Source organism: Morganella sp. BCCO 40_0007, from assembly GCF_032989665.1.
Classification (GTDB): domain Bacteria; phylum Pseudomonadota; class Gammaproteobacteria; order Enterobacterales; family Enterobacteriaceae; genus Morganella; species Morganella sibonii.
In genome coordinates this window covers 22,326-41,115 of record NZ_JAVBIN010000001.1, presented here as the reverse complement: position 1 = coordinate 41,115, position 18,790 = coordinate 22,326, and the positions used below count along the sequence as shown (strand labels likewise).

Sequence of the window (18,790 nt, the reverse complement as noted above, 5' to 3'; positions counted from 1 at the left end):
ACAGGAGGAATCATATATGTCTTTAATTAATACCCCAATCAAACCTTTCACAAACATGGCATTCAAAAACGGTGAATTCGTTGAAGTTACCGAAAAAGACACCGAAGGCAAATGGAGCATTTTCTTCTTTTATCCTGCTGACTTCACCTTTGTCTGCCCGACTGAGTTAGGTGACCTGGCTGACCATTACGACGAATTCCAGAAAATGGGCGTAGACATCTACTCTGTCTCCACTGACACCCATTTCACACACAAAGCATGGCACAGCAGCTCCGAAACCATCGGCAAAATCAAATATGCCATGATCGGCGACCCGACCGGCGCACTGACCCGTAACTTCGAAAACATGCGTGAACTGGAAGGTCTGGCTGACCGCGGTACGTTCGTTGTTGACCCGCAGGGCATTATCCAGGCGATTGAAATCACTGCTGAAGGTATCGGCCGTGACGCATCTGACCTGCTGCGTAAAGTGAAAGCGGCTCAGTATGTTGCCAGCCATCCGGGTGAAGTCTGCCCAGCCAAATGGAAAGAAGGTGAAGCGACTCTGTCTCCGTCACTGGACCTGGTCGGTAAAATCTAAGCCACCTCTCCGTCTTCTTTCTTATTTACTGTTATCGGGTGCATTGCACCCGATTTTTTAAGGGAATAATCATGCTCGATAACACTATCCTCGATAACACCATGAAAGCGCAGCTTAAAGCGTATCTCGAAAAATTAACCCGTCCGGTTGAACTGGTATCAACCCTTGACGACAGTGCTAAGTCCGGTGAAATCAGGACATTATTACAGGAAATTGCTGCGTTATCGCCGAAAATTACCGTTCGTGAAGATAACAGCACCGGCGCGCGTAAGCCGTCATTCCTGATTGTAAATCCGGGACAGACTCAGGGTATCCGTTTTGCCGGTTCCCCGCTGGGTCATGAATTCACTTCACTGGTGTTAGCACTGTTACAAGTCGGCGGCCATCCGTCGAAAGAAGCACAGGAATTACTGGATCAGGTGCGTAATCTGGAAGGTGAATTCCGGTTTGAGACCTATTATTCACTCTCCTGCCATAACTGCCCGGATGTGGTGCAGGCGCTGAACCTGATGGCGGTACTCAACCCGAATATCACTCATACCGCAATTGACGGCGGCCTGTTTCAGAATGAGATCACCGAACGCAACATCATGGGCGTTCCGGCAGTTTTCCTGAACGGTAACGAGTTCGGTCAGGGTCGTATGACACTGGCGGAAATCGTCAATAAAGTGGACAGTAATGCCGGTAAACGTGCGGCTGACGCTCTGAATCAGCAGGCACCTTATGAAGTCCTGATTGTCGGCAGCGGCCCTGCCGGGGCATCCGCAGCCGTATATTCGGCCCGTAAAGGGATACGTACCGGGCTTATCGGTGAACGTTTCGGCGGCCAGGTACTGGATACCGTGGATATTGAAAACTATATCTCCGTACCAAAAACCGAAGGCGCAAAACTGGCAGCGGCACTGAAAGTACACGTGGAAGATTACACCGCAGATGTGATTGATAACCAGAGCATCACAGCGCTGATCCCGGCCACGGAACCGGGCGGTCTGCATCAGTTACAGACAGCATCCGGTGCCACTCTGAAAGCACGCAGTGTCATTATCAGTACCGGTGCCCGCTGGCGTAACATGGGTGTTCCGGGTGAGCAGGAATACCGCACCAAAGGCGTGACGTATTGTCCGCACTGTGACGGCCCGCTGTTCAAAGGTAAATCTGTCGCGGTAATCGGCGGGGGTAACTCCGGCGCGGAAGCGGCTATCGACCTGGCCGGTGTGGTGGAACATGTCACCCTGCTGGAATTTGCCCCGGAACTGAAAGCTGATGCGGTTTTACAGCAGAAATTACGCAGCCTGGCAAACGTGGACATCATTGTGAATGCACAAACCACCGAAGTCCTCGGCGACGGCAGTAAAGTCACCGGATTACAGTACAAAGATCGCGTGTCGGGTGATGTTCACACTCTGACACTGGCGGGAATTTTCGTTCAGATTGGCCTGCTGCCGAATACGCAGTGGCTGAAAGGAACACTGGATCTGAACCCGATGGGTGAGATTGTGGTCGATGCCCGTAACGAAACCAGCATCAAAGGGGTGTTCGGTGCCGGTGACTGTACCACGGTTCCGTACAAACAAATTATTATCGCGGCAGGCGAAGGTGCCAAAGCGTCACTCAGTGCCTTTGACTATCTGATCCGTACCAGTACCAGAACCGCTGAATAGTCCGCTGTTCAGTTGTTGTACCCAAAGGCATCCGGGGGCGGATGCCTTTTTTTATTTCCCGGTAAATGCCGTTACCCGCTGCCGGATCTGTTCGCGCAGCCAGCGGGTTTTCTGATTATGCGCATTACGCTTATGCCAGAGCATCAGAAACGGAATATCCAGCTGCCGGTAAAACGATTCCTCAAACGGCAGCGGACGGCATTCCAGATCCAGCTGAAATTTCGTCACATAATGACGGCAATAACCCGGTGCACAGGTAATCAGCTGATGTCCGGGATGTGCCGCCATCTGCAAAGATTGTTCAAATGAAGAATAAGAGAGCCGGATCTGCCGGGAATGACCAAGATCATGCAGTAAATCATCCAGCGCCCACGGAATACGGTTCGCATATTCGGTACTGATATGCGGATATTTGATCAGATTACTGACTGTCCATGCCTCACTGAGCAGCGGATGCCCGCGCCGGATAAATGCCAGCGGTCTGTCCGTAAACAGCAGATCAAAAATTAACAATATCCGGAATAGTACTGATGCTTTCGCGTGATTTCGGGTAACTCTCACGCCCGAGCAGCCCGATATCCGCCTCTCCCGCGATCACCTCACTGAGCGAGTTATAATCCCAGTCACGGATGCTGACCGCTGATTCCGGATAGTGGTGCAGAATACCGACTGCCAGATCATGCAGCATCATCAGGTTCAGCGGCTCTTCCATCAGTAACCTGAACTGAACCCCTTTCGGGTTATCACTGCCGCGGATCTCCGACACCGATTTTGCGGTATGCAGAAATTCCGGCAGCACACTTTCCAGCCGCAGCATCAGCGGTGTCGGAACCAGCCCCTGCGGGCTCCGGATAAACAGCGGATCATCAAACCAGGTGCGCAGTTTGGTCAGCGCTTTACTGACAGCGGAAGGCGTAACGGCAAGCCGTGCGGCAACCCGGCTCACACTCCGTTCTTCCAGCAGATACTGGAGGATAATAAGCAGATTTAAATCAAGACGGTGCAGAGGGTTATTCATAAAGCGACCGGCGCTCTCCGCTGCTGACAGGATATCGTTTCAGTAATATCGCACCTGCCACAGGGGTTGTCAGCAGAATAATCAGCAGCATCGTCACCGCACCGGTTTCCGCAGCTGCCATAAGCCGGATATAGAGCGACGCAAAACTCAGCTGGGCGATAGCCAGCACTGAGCTGGCCACACCGGCGCGCTTTGCAAACGGAGACAGTGCCTGACTCATAATGATACCAAACATCAGTGAAAAACCGGCACCACACAAGGCAAATACGATCATCAGTATCAGCGTGTATTCCGCACCGGCCAGAAACAGGCTCAGCAATACCGCATTCAGCAGAAATAATCCCAGCGCAGTATACAAAATGGTATCAGTGCGGAAGAGAGCCATTATTTTCGGCATGGAAAAAGAAACACTCATGCTGACCACGGCGAGCAACGCCATCGCCGCCGAAAACTGACCGGAGGTGAATTGCATCTGCCCCATCAGAATAATCGGCGAAACATTCACATAGGTCAGGATCACGCCCATACCTAAACAGGAAACCGCCAGCCGTGTCAGAAAAAAAGCATTCAGAAAGCTTTCCTGCTGTCTGTTTCCGGCAGGCGGAATTATCTCTGTTGTCTGTTTATCCGGCCGGGTTTCCTTAATAAAGAACAGGCAAAAGAGAATACTCACAAGGGCATAACCCGCAGAAAAGTAAAACATCACAGACCAGTGAAAGTACCGCAGAATAATAAAGCCGATAACCGGGGCCAGCACCGGTGCAATACAGGTAATGCCATTCATCACAGAAAGGACTTTTGTTCTTGCCGGACCGGAAAGCACATCACGTAACAGGGCAAATGTCACTACATAGCAAAACCCGGCCCCGGCGCCCTGAGCAAAACGGGTGCCGAAGAAAAACCCGGTTGTGGTTGCCGCTCCCGCAGCCACCGACGCCAGACAAAAAATAACGGCCCCGGCCAGTGCCACCGGCCTGCGTCCGATATGATCAGCACACCACCCGGCAATCAGCATCATCGCCGCCATTCCGGCGAGATACACGGAAAAAGCAATATGCAGCGCGCTCTCCGGAGCATTAAGATCTGCCGCAATCTGCGGAATACCGGTCAGATGCAGATCAACCCCGAGCGGGTACATCAGCACAATCCAGAAACTGAAAATCACATATTTAAGCATCACACCGTCCTTATCCGGGATTACCTGTGTGATTGTAACTATCTGTTTTTTATTACCCTACTGACGAATGGTAAAAGGGGATTTTCCGTTATGGAAAAGCGCGTTTCCTTCCGCGACACAACCGCATTCACGGGAACAAATACTTTTTTATTTGCTCAGCGGAAAAATACCGGTTATATATTATCGCTGAGACGGCCTGTTTATAATATGATATTTATTATCACTCCCGTAACGTGTATATAATCATATTTCCCGGTACAGTATTTACTATACTGAGTCACACCATATTAAATAATGAAAAAAACACTCATCGCTACATTTATCACTCCAATAACGAAAATCACAAACATGATATTATGTTTATTTCGTCACACTCTATTCATATACAAACACTATAAATATCCTTTAATGTATAGCCCTCTCTGTTTTTAAAATAAGATAAAAGACATACCCGCCAGAGGAGTTATTATGCGTTTTAAAACATTAATTCTGATTTCGGGATTACTGACCACACTATCCGGCTGTACCACCGCGTCACGGCAGGTACCGTCTCAGCCCGCACAACCTGCGGCAGAGCCGGCAAAACTGCTTCCGGCTCCGGCACAGAACTCCACCAGCAATAGCTGTATTGATGATATGTATCTGCTGCGTAAAACCAATGCCGGTGACTACCGTGTATTATCCGGTAAATACAGTGAAGTAATGAACGAATTTAATTTCCTGCGGGAAAATGAAAGTATCATGGATAATGATATTAAAATTTATATGAGAAACAGCCTGACGATAAAGCTTGGTAAGGTATGCAGTGATATAAAGCTGAGCGCATTCCGTTCAATCAAGAAAAAATCCAGCCTGAATGCCGGATCATAAACAAAAAAGGCTTGCAGTCAACACAAGCCTTTTTAATATCCGTTTACTATTACTCCGGATGCTTCCCGATAACTCCCCCGCAATACTCAGAAAACAGACGGAGAAATGAAAAGTAATTTTTTTCATTATAATACTGGAGTGCCAGAAAACGTTTTGCATCTGAATCGCCTTTTCCGGCCGCAATAAGCAAATAGTATTTTCCTTTTTCAACATCTTTTTCCACACCATAACGCCCGGTAAGATACAGTGTTCCCATTAAAAACTGAGCATTTGTCTCTCCCTGCCCCGCTTTTATACTCAGCATTTCCATATATTGCGGTCGCTCCCCCGCAGAACAAAGCAGCGGGATAAAAAGCATGGCAATCAGAACCCGTGAATATATTTTCATTTTCCTTTATCCGTTAACTGTGTGCCGGGGTAAAGATTACTTTTGATTTATTGTCTTTTCTTTACCGGCAACAACGATGTCAGGAGTCACTTTATTACTCTTATAAGGTTCGGACTGACCAACAAAACGCCCGCCGGTAATAATAGAAAATGTCTCAGCACGGCAAACACCATTAAGTTCGCCCTTTTGTAAAATTTCCGTATTTTTAGCGCAGCAGGTGCCCATCATAAGACCATTAACTGAAACATACTCCGCAGTCACGTCGCCTTCAATAACACCTTTTTCCATAACAGAAACCTTAAAAGTACCGGCGTTGATATTTCCTTTTACTTTTCCGTATATTTCGATATTACCACCCGGCATAATATCTCCTGTAATTTCACAACCGCTTCCTACGATCGTAATACTCTTACCGGCAGGTTCGTTTTTTACCGGCTCAGCTTTTACCTGTTCCGTTTTTACGGGTTCTGCTTTGTCTTTTTTATCATCTTTACTGAATAGTGCCATAAAAAAACGCCTTCCTGTTGTGATTGAAAATAATACAAAGAGCAGAAAAAAATATATGCCCATATGAAAATACAATTCTCTCCCGGAAGAGAGAATAACTATCAGCACACTCCCCCAGAGAAGCCAGAGGCTATATAAATAAAAATGTATTTTCATTTATTCAGCATCATTATGCCTGCTGATATACAGGCACATCACTGATACAATTTATATTGATCTGGATATGCACACCATTATCTTCATCAATATAAAAAACAACATTATCGCCATCATAATGATACTTAATATCACAATCCCGTTTAACAAATTTTTTCATAATATTTGCCAAATCGGTTTTCATATCATCAAAAATCATAATTCCTCCTGATGTACAGACTTAAAGTGACGATACATAAATATAAACAGAACTGCATAAAGCGAACCTATGGTTTTTCATCATAGATGACCATGTAACTGCTGGTATTTAACAGGTTATTTTTTTGATTATTTTTCAGGTCTTTTTCCAGATCACCGTTAAATCCGGCCTGTGCATCATTTTCTGTGTTATCAAAAAAAGCCTGCCAGGCACCGGCTACTTCATCAGAATAAAACTGATCGCCGGATTCATCGCGCTGCACCGGAACTGCCGGTAATGAACTGAACACATCACTGTGCGGAGCCCGGCTGCCGGGCGGTAATTTTCCGGCAGGTTCCGGCAGTATGGTCAGATCCATCGGAAACGGCATACCCCGTCTGCCGGATAAAAAACGATTCCTCAGATCATCCGGAGACACGGCGACAACTGCACCGATACCCTCTATTGTTTCCGATATCACCGGCTCAGATTGTTTGATAACCGGCTTCGATGCAGATGATACTGCGACTGAAACAGGAAAAATAAATGGTAAAGAAAACAGCAGATACAATCTTATTTTTTTCATATTAAACGTGTTATATGACTCAAACATAAATATGTCCCGGTCCCGGATGTTCAGAGTTAATGATGATAAAATAACTTATCAATAAGTACTTACGATATCCCCATCATAATGTTTTTATTCATTATTTCTGTATAAATATACTTTGTTATTGTTTAAATCATTTTCCGTAATCATTATAGTAAGATTGTTCTATCCGTCCTTCGTGTTCACCGACCTTGTGGTGATAATAGCTGCCTAATACAGAGAATAAATTATTAACATCGTTTGGTGTCATTTGAAGTGCAGCAAAATAGCGCATAAGCATATCCAGGTTAAAACAATTCACACCTCTTTCGTAACGGGAAATCTGTTGCTGACTGATACTTAAAATTCTTGAAAGTTCAATCCCTGATAACCCGAGCTGCCGGCGTTTATTTTTAAGAGCTTGCCCTATTACACTGGAAATAGGATGAATATTTTTAATCACAAATCCTCCTGACGACTACATTACACTCTGACTGCTATTTTTATAAATAAAACAATACGAATCAGTATTCTGTTTTATATGCCATGTGAAATAATGATAATCTCTGAAAAGATAAATCAATATACTGCGTTTCCTTTTCTGTTTTCGGATACCTCCCCCCCTCAGATTAAGAGATCAGAATAGTAATACATTTACACTCCGGATGAGAGTAAAAATGCTATTTTCAGTATTGATTTTATTAAGTAGCTAACTATTTTATTGATAACAATATCACAACAGCAGAGATTAATGCTCTCTGCTATCCCGTGCATAAATAAACATTATCGTCACTGATATGTCAGCTGTATTTCTTTTTTATCACAGAGGGAATTGGTATTACAAGACGCTCCCGCAGATCATTTTGTCGCCATTTACCCGTTATCGTTAATAACCTTCTTTATATAATTTATTTTATTTTCATGTAAAGAGTAAATGACTTATGGCGGTGTGTGCAAATTTTTATTCACCTCTCCATTCAAATCTAACAATAGCTTAAACCTATCAATAAAAATTTATCCATATCTAAAAAATAGCATAATAAGTCAAATTTACTAATTACATCAGTAAGTTAAATTGAAGTGCCTGTTTTTACACAATAAATACGATTTATCCTAAATATCCCGCCCACTCCTCTCGCGATTACGTTTGAAGCACTCTGTTACAAAATAAGCATTTTTTATTACCTTTGCCACAAAACGGAATACGAACTTACAACATATTATTAAAATTTTATTCCTTAAAATAATACTAAATCAGATGACAAAACCAGAATATTATTCATATAAATCAATAACCACCAAGATAATTAACCAGAATCATATCGTTATCACAAAATAAAGAAGCCACAGACATTTCTGTCTGTGGCTTTTATTATTGTTACTGATTAATAGTAACCTTTCTTATTAAGTTGGCTCAACTGATGTTACCGTTCCTTTTGGTACTACCTGAACCTCATTATTCTCATCAACAATAATATCAAATACAATCCATTGTGCTTTCGCAGGTACAACCACATCCGGTGCATCAAAACTCATCATCCTGGATGTACCTGATTTCAGTGTTAAATCCTTATTCAGGAAAAGTAATACTTTCGCTGTTGATAGTTTAGCATCAGCACCTGTGGAATAGCGTTTAACAAAGTAGGTATAAGTCCCCTTATGCCCTTTCCTGATCGTAATCGTTTCGACTCCAGGCGGACTTTGCTGATCTTTATCCAGTGATGCGTCCGCACCCGCCGGATTTTTAGAGGCGGAAGGGTAGTAAACATGGATTCTTGCTCCTCCCCCGACAGGCGGAACCAGTAAATGCGCATCCAGATCGTTAGGTGCTTCACTCCACTGCAGAATAATACGGCCGAACTCTGTTCCCAGCGCCGGAGATAACGCAAACTTAAAGTTGGTATCCGCACCGCTCTTCACGACCATAAAGTCATCGTAGTCGTCGTAATTATTCGCCGTGATCTTAACGGCATACTTTCCGCCAACCAGGTCAACCTTAAACTTACCGGTTGCATCCGTTGTCGTCTCGAACAGCAATTCTGTTCCATCTTCCGAGAAGATCTTAACGTGTGCTCCGTTAACCGGCTTATCTCCGGCTGCAATCGCATCAATCACCAGCACTGACGTTGAGAACAGCTCTTCAAAGGAAACTTCCTTATCCGCTTTAACCGTCTGGCTTCCCTGTGCAGCACTGATCACAATGTCATAGACCGGTGTCTTGGTACTGGTCAGTTTGACAGTCGCGTTACCCGCTGCATCGGTCTGCTGTGAAGTCTCAGATAATTTAGCTGAAGCACCGGCTGTACTGGTCCAGTTAACGGTCACACCACTCACCGGGTTGCCGTTCGCATCACGGACTTCGGCAATAAATTCAAAGGAATCTGTACCGTTTGCAATCTTCCGTGTCAGCGCACCGTTAAGCTTCACCTTCGTGATAGTCGCTGTTGCGGCATCACCTGTCAGGCTGACTGTTACACCCGCAACCGGCAGTGCTGTTCCGTTAACCGTCACTGTCAGCGGAGCATCGCCGGCGGTTTTCCCTTTCAGTGTCGCCGTATAGGTACCATCGCCATGATCCGTCACCGTACCAAACGTGGTGTTGGCCAGGGTGGTACTGAACAGTACGGTCTGTCCGGAAACCAGGTTGCCGTTAACGTCTTTCAGTGTCAGCTTCAGCGCCGAGGTCGCGGTGTCGTTTGCCACGATAGTCAGCGGATCGGCTGTCAGGACAGATTTATCCTTATCCAGATTACTGCTGTCCGCCGTCAGTTTCACCGTGACCGGTGAGACTGCCAGCTCCGTACCGTTAACGGTGACTTTCAGTAATGCATCACCGGCGGTTTTCCCTTTCAGTGTGGCGGTATAGGTACCGTCCTGATTATCCTTCACTGCTCCGAAGGTGGTATTGGTCAGGGTGGTACTGAACAGCACGGTCTGTCCGGAAACCAGGTTGCCGTTAACGTCTTTCAGTGTCAGCTTCAGTGCTGACGTTGTGGTGTCGTTTGCCACGATAGTCAGCGGATCGGCTGTCAGGACAGATTTGTCCTTATCCAGCTTACTGCTGTCTGCCGTCAGTTTCACCGTGACCGGTGCAACGGCCAGTTCCGTACCGTTAACGGTGACTTTCAGTAACGCATCACCGGCGGTTTTTCCTTTCAGGGTCGCGGTATAGGTACCGTCCTGATTATCCTTCACCGTTCCGAACGTGGTGTTGGCCAGGGTGGTACTGAACAGCACAGTCTGTCCGGAAACCGGGTTGTCGTTAACGTCTTTCAGCGTCAGCTTCAGCGCTGACGTCGTGCTGTCGTTTGCCACGATAGTCAGCGGGTCGGCCGTCAGGACAGATTTATCCTTATCCAGCTTACTGCTGTCCGCCGTCAGTTTCACCGTGACCGGTGCAACGGCCAGCACAGTGCCGTTAACGGTGACTTTCAGTAACGCATCACCGGCGGTTTTCCCTTTCAGGGTCGCGGTATAGGTACCATCCTGATTGTCCTTCACTGTTCCGAAGGTGGTGTTGGCCAGGGCGGTACTGAACAGCACAGTCTGTCCGGAAACCGGGTTATCGTTGACGTCTTTCAGCGTCAGTGTCAGCGTGGATTCTGTCGCATTATCCGCCACGATAGTCAGCGGTGTTGCAGTCAGGACAGATTTATCCTTATCCAGCTTACTGCTGTCCGCTGTCAGTTTCACCGTGACCGGTGCCACCTCCAGTGCATTACCGCCCACAGTAACTTTAATCACTGCAGCCCCGGCGGTTTTCCCTTTCAGGGTCGCAGTATAGGTACCGTCCTGATTATCCTTCACTGTTCCGAACGTGGTATTGGCCAGTTCAGTGCTGAACAATACAGTCTGTCCGGTCACCGGGTTATTGTGGATATCTTTCAGCGTCAGTTTCACCACAGACGTCGTGCTGTCGTTTGCCACGATAGTCAGCGGATCTGCCGTCAGTGCCGACTTATCTTTATCCAGGTTATCCTGGTCGCCGATCAGTTTCACTGTCACCGGCGTCACAGCCAGTTCAGCACTGTTTACCGTCACTTTCAGTAACGCATTACCGGCCGTTTTCCCTTTCAGTGTCGCGGTATAGGTACCATCCTGATTGTCTTTCACCGTACTGAACGTTGTGTTGGCCAGGCTGGTGCTGAACAATACCGTTTGTCCCGGAACCAGGTTGCCGTTGACGTCTTTCAGGGTCAGTGTCAGCGCGGACTCCGTCGTATTGTTTGCCACGATGCTCAGCGGTACAGCGATCAGCGAGGATTTATCCTTATCCAGCTTACTGCTGTCCGGGGTCAGGGTGACCGTTACCGGTGCAACGGCCAGCGCATTACCGCCAACGGTGACTTTGATCTCCGCAGCCCCGGCCGTTTTCCCTTTCAGCGTCGCGGTATAGGTACCGTCCTGATTATCCTTCACTGTTCCGAACGTGGTTCCGCCGAGCGTGGTACTGAACAGTACCGTCTGTCCGGACACCAGGTTACCGTTGACATCTTTCAGCGTCAGTTTCAGTGCGGATTCCGTCGCATTATCTGCCACAATACTCAGCGGAGCCGCTGTCAGTACGGATTTGTCCTTATCCAGGTTCGTACTGTCAGCCGTCAGTTTCACCGTAACCGGCGCCACATTCAGCGCATTACCACCCACAGTGACTTTAATTACTGCATCACCGGCGGTTTTCCCTTTCAGCGTCGCGGTATAGGTTCCATCGCCATGATCCGTCACCGTACCAAACGTGGTGTTGGCCAGCGTGGTACTGAACAGCACGGTCTGTCCGGCAACCAGGTTACCGTTGGCATCTTTCAGCGTCAGTTTCAGCGCTGATGTCGTGCTGTCGTTTGCCACAATCGTCAGCGGTGCTGCTTCCAGGAGAGATTTATCTTTATCCAGATTACCGCTGTCTGCCGTCAGTTTCACCGTGACCGGAGCGACTGCCAGTTCTGTGCCGTTAACGGTGACTTTCAGTAATGCATCACCGGCGGTTTTCCCTTTCAGCGTCGCGGTATAAGTCCCGTCCTGATTATCCTTAACGGTACCGAACGTGGTGTTGGCCAGTGTGGTGCTGAACAGCACGGTCTGACCGATCACCGGGTTGTCATGGACATCTCTCAGTGTCAGCGTCAGTGAAGAGGTCGTGCTGTTGTTTGCCACGATGCTCAGCGGTGCTGCTGTCAGTGAAGATTTATCCTTATCCAGATGATCTTTATCCCCGGTCAGTTTCACACTCACCGGTGCCACTGCCAGTTCCGCACCGTTCACGGTCACTTTCAGTGCCGCAGTACCAGATTTGGTCCCTTTCAGGGTCGCGGTATAGGTACCGTCCTGATTATCTTTCACGGTACTGAACGTGGTATCTGCCAGTGTGGTGCTGAACAGCACGGTCTGTCCCGGAATCAGGTTACCGAAAGTATCTTTCAGGGTCAGTTTCAGTGACGAAGTCTTGGTATTGTCCGCCACAATGGTCAGCGGGTCTGCAGTCAGCACTGACTTATCTTTATCCGGATTTGCGCTGTCCGGCGTCAGAACCACCGTTACCGGTGCAACTGACAGTCCGGTGCCGTTAACAATAACGGTCAGCGGAGCATCCCCGGATTTGGAGCCTTTCAGCGTCGCGGTATAAGTCCCGTCCTGATTATCCTTCACCACACCGAATGTGGTATCTGCCAGTGTGGTGGTGAACTGCACGGTCTGTCCGGACACCAGGTTACCGTTGACGTCTTTCAGGGTCAGTGTCAGTGACGAGGTCGTGCTGTTATTTGCCACGATACTCAGCGGTGTCGCAACCAGGACAGATTTATCTTTATCCAGATTGCCGTTATCCGCGGTCAGTTTCACCGTGACCGGCGCAACGGCCAGTACTGTACCGTTTACAGTCACTTTCAGTAACGCATCGCCGGCCGTTTTCCCTTTCAGGGTCGCGGTATAGGTGCCGTCCTGATTATCTTTCACCGTGCTGAAGGTGGTTCCGCCAAGCGTGGTACTGAACAGCACCGTTTGTCCCGGAACCAGGTTACCGTTGGCATCTTTCAGGGTCAGTTTCAGATCCGATAATGATGCATCATCTGCCACAATCGTCAGCGGTACCGCAGTCAGCGAGGATTTGTCTTTATCCAGATTTGTGTTGTCCGGAGTCAGGACAACAGTCACCGGCGCGACATCCAGCGGATTACCACCCACGGTGACTTTAATTGCTGCATCACCGGCCGTTTTCCCTTTCAGCGTCGCGGTATAGGTACCGTCCTGATTATCTTTCACGGTACCGAACGTGGTTCCGCCAAGCGTGGTACTGAACAGTACCGTCTGTCCGGACACCAGGTTACCGTTGGCATCTCTCAGTGTCAGCTTCAGCGTTGACGTCGTGGAGTCGTTTGCCACGATGCTCAGTGGTGCCGCTTCCAGGACAGATTTATCTTTATCCAGATTACCGCTGTCTGCGGTCAGTTTCACCGTGACCGGTGTAACCGCCAGCTCTGTGCCGTTAACGGTGACTTTCAGTAATGCGTTACCGGCAGTTTTACCTTTCAGGGTTGCGGTATAGGTACCGTCCTGATTATCTTTCACCGTACTGAAGGTGGTTCCGCCGAGCGTGGTACTGAACAGCACCGTCTGTCCCGGAACCAGGTTACCGTTGGCATCTTTCAGGGTCAGTTTCAGATCCGATAATGATGCATCATCTGCCACAATCGTCAGCGGTACTGCGGTCAGCGAGGATTTGTCTTTATCCAGATTCGTGCTGTCCGGGGTCAGGACAACAGTGACCGGCGCCACATCCAGCGGATTACCGCCCACGGTGACTTTAATTACTGCATCACCGGCAATTTTCCCTTTCAGCGTTGCGGTATAAGTACCGTCCTGATTATCTTTCACGGTACTGAAGGTAGTTCCGCCGAGCGTGGTACTGAACAACACCGTCTGTCCGGAAACCAGGTTACCGTTGACATCCCTCAGTGTCAGCTTCAGCGCGGACGTGGTGGTGTCATTTGCCACGATGCTCAGCGGTGCTGCTTCCAGGACAGATTTATCTTTATCCAGATTACCGCTGTCCGCGGTCAGTTTTACCGTCACCGGTGCAACGGCCAGAACAGCACCATTCACGGTCACTTTCAGTGCCGCATCACCGGCGGTTTTGCCTTTCAGCGTAGCGGTATAGGTACCGTCCTGATTATCTTTTACCGTACTGAAAGTGGTTCCGCCGAGCGTGGTACTGAACAGCACCGTCTGTCCCGGGACCGGGTTGTCGTTGGCATCTTTCAGTGTCAGCGTCAGCGCTGACGTTGTGGAGTCGTTTGCCACGATGCTCAGCGGTACTGCGGTCAGCGAGGATTTATCTTTATCCAGATTGCTGCTGTCCGGCGTCAGTTTCACGGTCACCGGTGCGACAGCAAAAGCCTTGCCGTTCAGCGTGACGCTGATTTGTGCATTACCGGATTTGGTTCCTTTCAGCGTCGCGGTATAGGTGCCGTCCTGATTATCCGTTACCGTACCGAAGGTCGTGCCTTGCAGGCCGGTAGTGAACAGTGCAGTCTGCCCCGCAACCGGGTTGTTATTCACATCCCGCAGCGTCAGCGTTATTGCAGATGTCGTATTACCGTCTGCCACGATGGTGTCCGGTACTGCTGTCAGTGAGGATTTATCCTTATCCAGCTTACTGGTGTCTGCGGTCAGTTTTACACTCACCTCAGTCACAGCCAGCACGGCATTATTCACGGTGACTTTGATTTTTGCAGTTCCGGCTTTAGTGCCTTTCAGAGTGGCTGTATAAGTACCGTCCGCATTATCTCTCACCGTACTGAACACGGTATCCGCCAGGGCGCTGCTGAATACCACAGTCTGGCCGCTCACGGCATTATCGTTCACGTCTTTCAGGCTCAGAGTCAGCGTTGAAGACGTCTTGCCATCAGCCACAATCGTGTCAGGAACAGCAGTCAGCTCTGATTTATCACCACTCAGATTACCGTTATCCGCCGTCAGTTTTACGGTGACCGGTGTAACCGCGAACGCTTTTCCGTTCAGCGTGATGCTGACTTTCGCATCCCCGGCTTTAACACCTTTCAGTGTCGCCGTGTAAGTACCATCCGGATTTTCGGTAGTACCGCTCACAGTGGTTCCCGCCAGCGCGGTTCCGAAGACCACGGTCTGACCCGGGATCAGGTTCCCCTGACGATCTTTTAAGATGAAATGCAGCGTTGATGTTGTCTGACCATCTGCCACGATCGTCACCGGATCGGCTGTCAGCGAGGATTTCTGAGCATCAGGGTTCGCACTGTCTGCCTTAAAGGTGACAGTAACAGATGGCTCACTGGAATTAATCTTCGCCTTAACCGCAACCTGTGCCGCACGGGTGCTGGTCATGCTGAACGTTACTTCACCCTGCTCATTGGTCAGCAGAGACTGTGAAGCCGGAGACGCGCCGTTGTCAGCAGTGAAAAGAACGGCCACATACGGCACAACGTTACCCTGTGCATCAGTGACAATCGCTTTCACGCTGTTGACGGATGTACCATCAGCCGCGCTGTTATCTGCGGTGATCGTGAGATTTGATGCCTTAATTTCCGCTGTCGTGCTGTCTGCTGTAAACATCACGGTTTTTGATGCGAATTTAGTATTGACCTGTGCAATAACGCTGGTGTTACCCGCACGGGTGTTAGTCAGTTCAAACAGTGCATTACCGTCAGCATCCGTATTGATCAGCATCTGAGACGGAAGTGCACCGTGATCGGCGACAAACTTCACGGCAATTCCCGGGACCGGGTTATTGTAGGCATCAACAATAGTGGCTTTCACACTGTTTGCTGCCGCACCATCCGCTTTCTGATTATTGGTGACGATAACCAGGCTTGCATCCGTAATGGTTGCTGTGGTTTCATCCGCCACAAATTTCAGTGCGCGTACCGCATCATCGCCGTTAATGCTGAAGGTATAGTTATCAGAACCGGCTTTGGTATTGCTGATACTGATACGCAGCTGACCACGGCTGTCTGTCAGACCGCTGACAGGCTGGGTCTGATAGCGTGCGGTTCCCGGTACTTTGATAGTTACCGGCGCACCGGCTAACGGGTTATTGCGGCTGTCAGTGACAGTCACCAGAACCTCGTTTTTCGCTTTGCCGTCGGCTTTCGCACCATCCTGAGTCACGACCGCGCTCTGGATCTTCGCGGTACTGATATCCGCGACAAACTGCGAGGTCACACTCTTCGACGTGCCCGTCCCCTCTACCACCAGTTTTGAATCACCGGCAGTCTCACTGCTGAACCGGACAGTGACCTGGCCGTTAGTGTCAGTCTGCTGGTTCGGATCGGTGACTGTTGCGCCGTTATCCGCTCTGGCGGTTAACGGGAAGTTTTCCACCTGGTTATCGAACTGGTCAGTAACCGTTGCCACGGCGATATTTTTCGCCTGGCCGTCAGCCACTGCTTTGTTATTGGTTAATTCAAGCGTTTTGATTTTTGCGGTACTGATATCCGCAATATAGACGATCGATTCCGTACGGCTGTTACCGTTACGCATCTTGGCTTTCAGCAATCCTTTACCTGCGGATTTACTGATAATTTTCACGGTCGCCGTACCGTCCGGCCCGGAGATCACGGTCAGGGTCTGGCCGCTGTTGCCGTCTGCGTCATAAATGGTCACGCCTTCCGGGTTTTTCAGCCCGGAAACACTGAACGTGACAGCTTTGTTCGCCAGCACTTCGCCCTTGTCATTCTGTAACAGGGCAACAGCAGTGAACTGGTCGCTGTTATTAGCAATTAGTGACTGATTTGGCGTTACCGTCAGCTTAGTGATGGTTTCCACAGACGGGATAACATTCACCCACATTTCTGCGGTGTTGGACGGGTTGCCCTCGTTATCTTCACCGACAGCTGTTACACGGTAGCCCTGCGGCCCGCCATTGCGATCCATAAAGATATATTCCGGCAGGGTAATATCTGCCGTGGTCAGCCCGGTCTGTTTGATTTCACCGCCGTTTGCCAGCAGTTCAGGCGCTGACCAGCGCAGTGATTTCAGACCGTATTTGGCTTTCAGCACACTGACCGTCACCGGCAGTGTCTGTGCCGCTTCACCGTTGAGTGCCGGCGGCAGTGCGATCCGCAGCAGTTCCTGCTTACGGTACTGCATCACGATATTGTAGTTTCTGTCGACAAAGTCGTAACGGTTACCCGCCAGATTGCGCATCAGGTCAACATTGTCGGTATCCAGCTGCTGTGATAACGGCACGCCGAAACGGTAGGAAAGCTCCATACCAATCTGGCTGTCATTGGAATCACCGCGGGATGTCTGACCTTTAAATGTGATCAGCGGGAACGGAGTATAACTGAGCCCGATGGTGGAGACCGACGGGTTACTTTTCAGTTCACCGGAAGAGGTGGTACTGGCCAGGCTGACGCCGTCGCCGAAGTACTGTTCATATTTTGCAAATGCGCCTAACTGCGGATAATCAGGCAGATAGCCCTCCGCACGGATATCAAACCCGTTCGCCGGGCGTTCGTCGTAATCGCGCATTTCATGCAGTTTTGACTGGTGCCAGTCTGTTACTCTGAAGTAGCCGTTGGCCGCAAACTTCAGGTAGTTGGCCCATAACTCACCGCCGACACCGACCCGCGAGTTACTGCCGGTGATATCGTAGTCATAAAAGCTGTTCACACCCCACATCCAGCCATCTTCATACTGACGATAGCCCAGACCGAGGTTGGTGGTGGTACGTTCCTCATTGGCACGAAGCCCGATCTGTGAAAACAGCAGGCTGTTCGGGTTATCGATTAACGGCACCAGGACATCCGCATCACCGGTTTTATTACTGCCGAACTGAATGCGGGCATGGCCCACCTGGTTCAGCCAGTCATTGACCTGCTGGTTCAGCAGGTTTTCACCGATACCGCGCACATAACCGAGGGATGCATCCACCGCATCCTCACTGGAGAGGATCTGCCCCGCCTGTGAGGCGTTGCCCGCCCAGCGGGATTCATTCTGCGCCGCTTCATCTTCCGGAGAGATATCCGGCAGACCGAGGGTCGGCAACGCACTGAAGATATCGTCAGTCCGCACCGTGTTATCACGCGGTGCAGGGTTTGCCGGGTCCGGCAGTGTGCTTACACCCATCGGGAACGGCATACCATTCTGTCCGGAGATAAAACCACTGTCTGAACCGGCCGGCATTACGCCGTATTCACTGCCGGACGGCATTTCAACGGTAAATCCCTCACCGCTCAGCGTACTGCCGGAAGCCGGTTTTCCGCTCTGTGGCTGCGGAGGCGGCGTCGAACCCGGAGATGTACCCATCAGTGCATTAAGTCCGTCAAACGTTTCTGACATCACTAATGCATCATTTTGCTCTGCCGCATAGGCAACAGATAATGTTGCCGTCGACACCGGAAAAAATAACTGCAAAAAGAGCAACAGATAGGCTGTTACTCTTTTTGTTTTTGAGTAATACGAAGTCACAGGCATGAATACATCCCCGAAAGTAAGATTAAAGCCATAAATTAATTATCAAAAGATACGTCTTCCATTATTTCCGCTAATAAATCCAATTACCGGATACCTTATAAAAATATGTTGTTTTTACTCTCACTGAATGTTTACATATTATGGGAGTATTTATTTCTTGTTACGCTATTCAACCCGGATGTTATCTCAGCACAAATACATATACCCGCCGCCTGTAAAGG

Annotated in this window: 12 protein-coding genes; 3 read left to right on the top strand and 9 right to left on the bottom strand. The window is 49.1% G+C overall.

Annotation, left to right across the window (positions count from 1 at the left end; genetic code table 11):
* The first annotated feature begins 16 nt into the window (after positions 1 to 16).
* Together ahpC and ahpF are read left to right on the top strand one after the other, a co-directional pair.
* Positions 17 to 580 carry an alkyl hydroperoxide reductase subunit C gene (gene ahpC, locus R5268_RS00120; protein WP_046895262.1) on the top strand — a complete coding sequence of 188 codons (564 nt, stop codon included), beginning with the start codon at positions 17 to 19 and terminating at the stop codon, positions 578 to 580.
* An 86-nt stretch (positions 581 to 666) separates the two neighbouring features.
* Positions 667 to 2,241 carry an alkyl hydroperoxide reductase subunit F gene (ahpF, locus tag R5268_RS00115; RefSeq protein WP_317418605.1) on the top strand — a complete coding sequence of 525 codons (1,575 nt, stop codon included), beginning with the start codon at positions 667 to 669 and terminating at the stop codon, positions 2,239 to 2,241.
* A 51-nt stretch (positions 2,242 to 2,292) separates the two neighbouring features.
* Here ahpF and R5268_RS00110 read toward each other — a convergent pair whose 3' ends face one another.
* Genes R5268_RS00110 through R5268_RS00100 form a run of 3 tightly spaced genes read right to left on the bottom strand, consistent with a single transcriptional unit; the run spans position 2,293 to position 4,436 of the window.
* Complete coding sequence (locus R5268_RS00110) at positions 2,293 to 2,754, bottom strand: LysR substrate-binding domain-containing protein (RefSeq protein ID WP_317418589.1); 462 nt, start codon at positions 2,752 to 2,754, stop codon at positions 2,293 to 2,295.
* Positions 2,741 to 3,259 (bottom strand): LysR family transcriptional regulator, encoded by a 519-nt coding sequence (locus tag R5268_RS00105; RefSeq protein WP_317418590.1) that lies wholly within the window; start codon positions 3,257 to 3,259, stop codon positions 2,741 to 2,743. The genes R5268_RS00110 and R5268_RS00105 overlap by 14 nt, the downstream gene beginning before the upstream one ends.
* On the bottom strand, positions 3,252 to 4,436 hold the full coding sequence (locus R5268_RS00100) for an MdtL family multidrug efflux MFS transporter (protein WP_218455666.1): 1,185 nt from the start codon (positions 4,434 to 4,436) through the stop codon (positions 3,252 to 3,254). Before R5268_RS00100 ends, R5268_RS00105 begins: the two co-directional genes overlap by 8 nt.
* Before the next feature lie 468 nt (positions 4,437 to 4,904).
* Here R5268_RS00100 and R5268_RS00095 point away from each other — a divergent pair, with 468 nt between their 5' ends.
* Positions 4,905 to 5,306, top strand: coding sequence for a hypothetical protein (locus R5268_RS00095; protein WP_107679273.1), 402 nt, complete (start codon positions 4,905 to 4,907; stop codon positions 5,304 to 5,306).
* Positions 5,307 to 5,355: 49 nt separating this feature from the next.
* On the opposite strand, the gene R5268_RS00090 is transcribed toward R5268_RS00095, so the two are convergent.
* The 6 genes from R5268_RS00090 to R5268_RS00065 all read right to left on the bottom strand — a co-directional run bounded on the left by R5268_RS00090 (position 5,356) and on the right by R5268_RS00065 (position 18,491).
* Entirely contained in the window at positions 5,356 to 5,694 is a 339-nt protein-coding gene (locus tag R5268_RS00090) for a sel1 repeat family protein (RefSeq protein ID WP_218411023.1), read from the bottom strand.
* 36 nt (positions 5,695 to 5,730) lie between these two features.
* Positions 5,731 to 6,201, bottom strand: coding sequence for a polymer-forming cytoskeletal protein (locus tag R5268_RS00085; RefSeq protein WP_107679275.1), 471 nt, complete (start codon positions 6,199 to 6,201; stop codon positions 5,731 to 5,733).
* A 169-nt stretch (positions 6,202 to 6,370) separates the two neighbouring features.
* Complete coding sequence (locus R5268_RS00080; RefSeq protein WP_107679276.1) at positions 6,371 to 6,556, bottom strand: hypothetical protein; 186 nt, start codon at positions 6,554 to 6,556, stop codon at positions 6,371 to 6,373.
* Positions 6,557 to 6,623: 67 nt separating this feature from the next.
* A complete protein-coding gene (locus tag R5268_RS00075; protein WP_243846908.1) occupies positions 6,624 to 6,926 on the bottom strand; it encodes a hypothetical protein in 303 nt (100 codons plus the stop codon).
* A gap of 352 nt (positions 6,927 to 7,278) precedes the next feature.
* Positions 7,279 to 7,587 (bottom strand): helix-turn-helix domain-containing protein, encoded by a 309-nt coding sequence (locus tag R5268_RS00070; RefSeq protein ID WP_052926723.1) that lies wholly within the window; start codon positions 7,585 to 7,587, stop codon positions 7,279 to 7,281.
* 941 nt (positions 7,588 to 8,528) lie between these two features.
* Entirely contained in the window at positions 8,529 to 18,491 is a 9,963-nt protein-coding gene (locus tag R5268_RS00065; protein WP_317418591.1) for an invasin domain 3-containing protein, read from the bottom strand.
* Positions 18,492 to 18,790 lie beyond the last annotated feature (299 nt).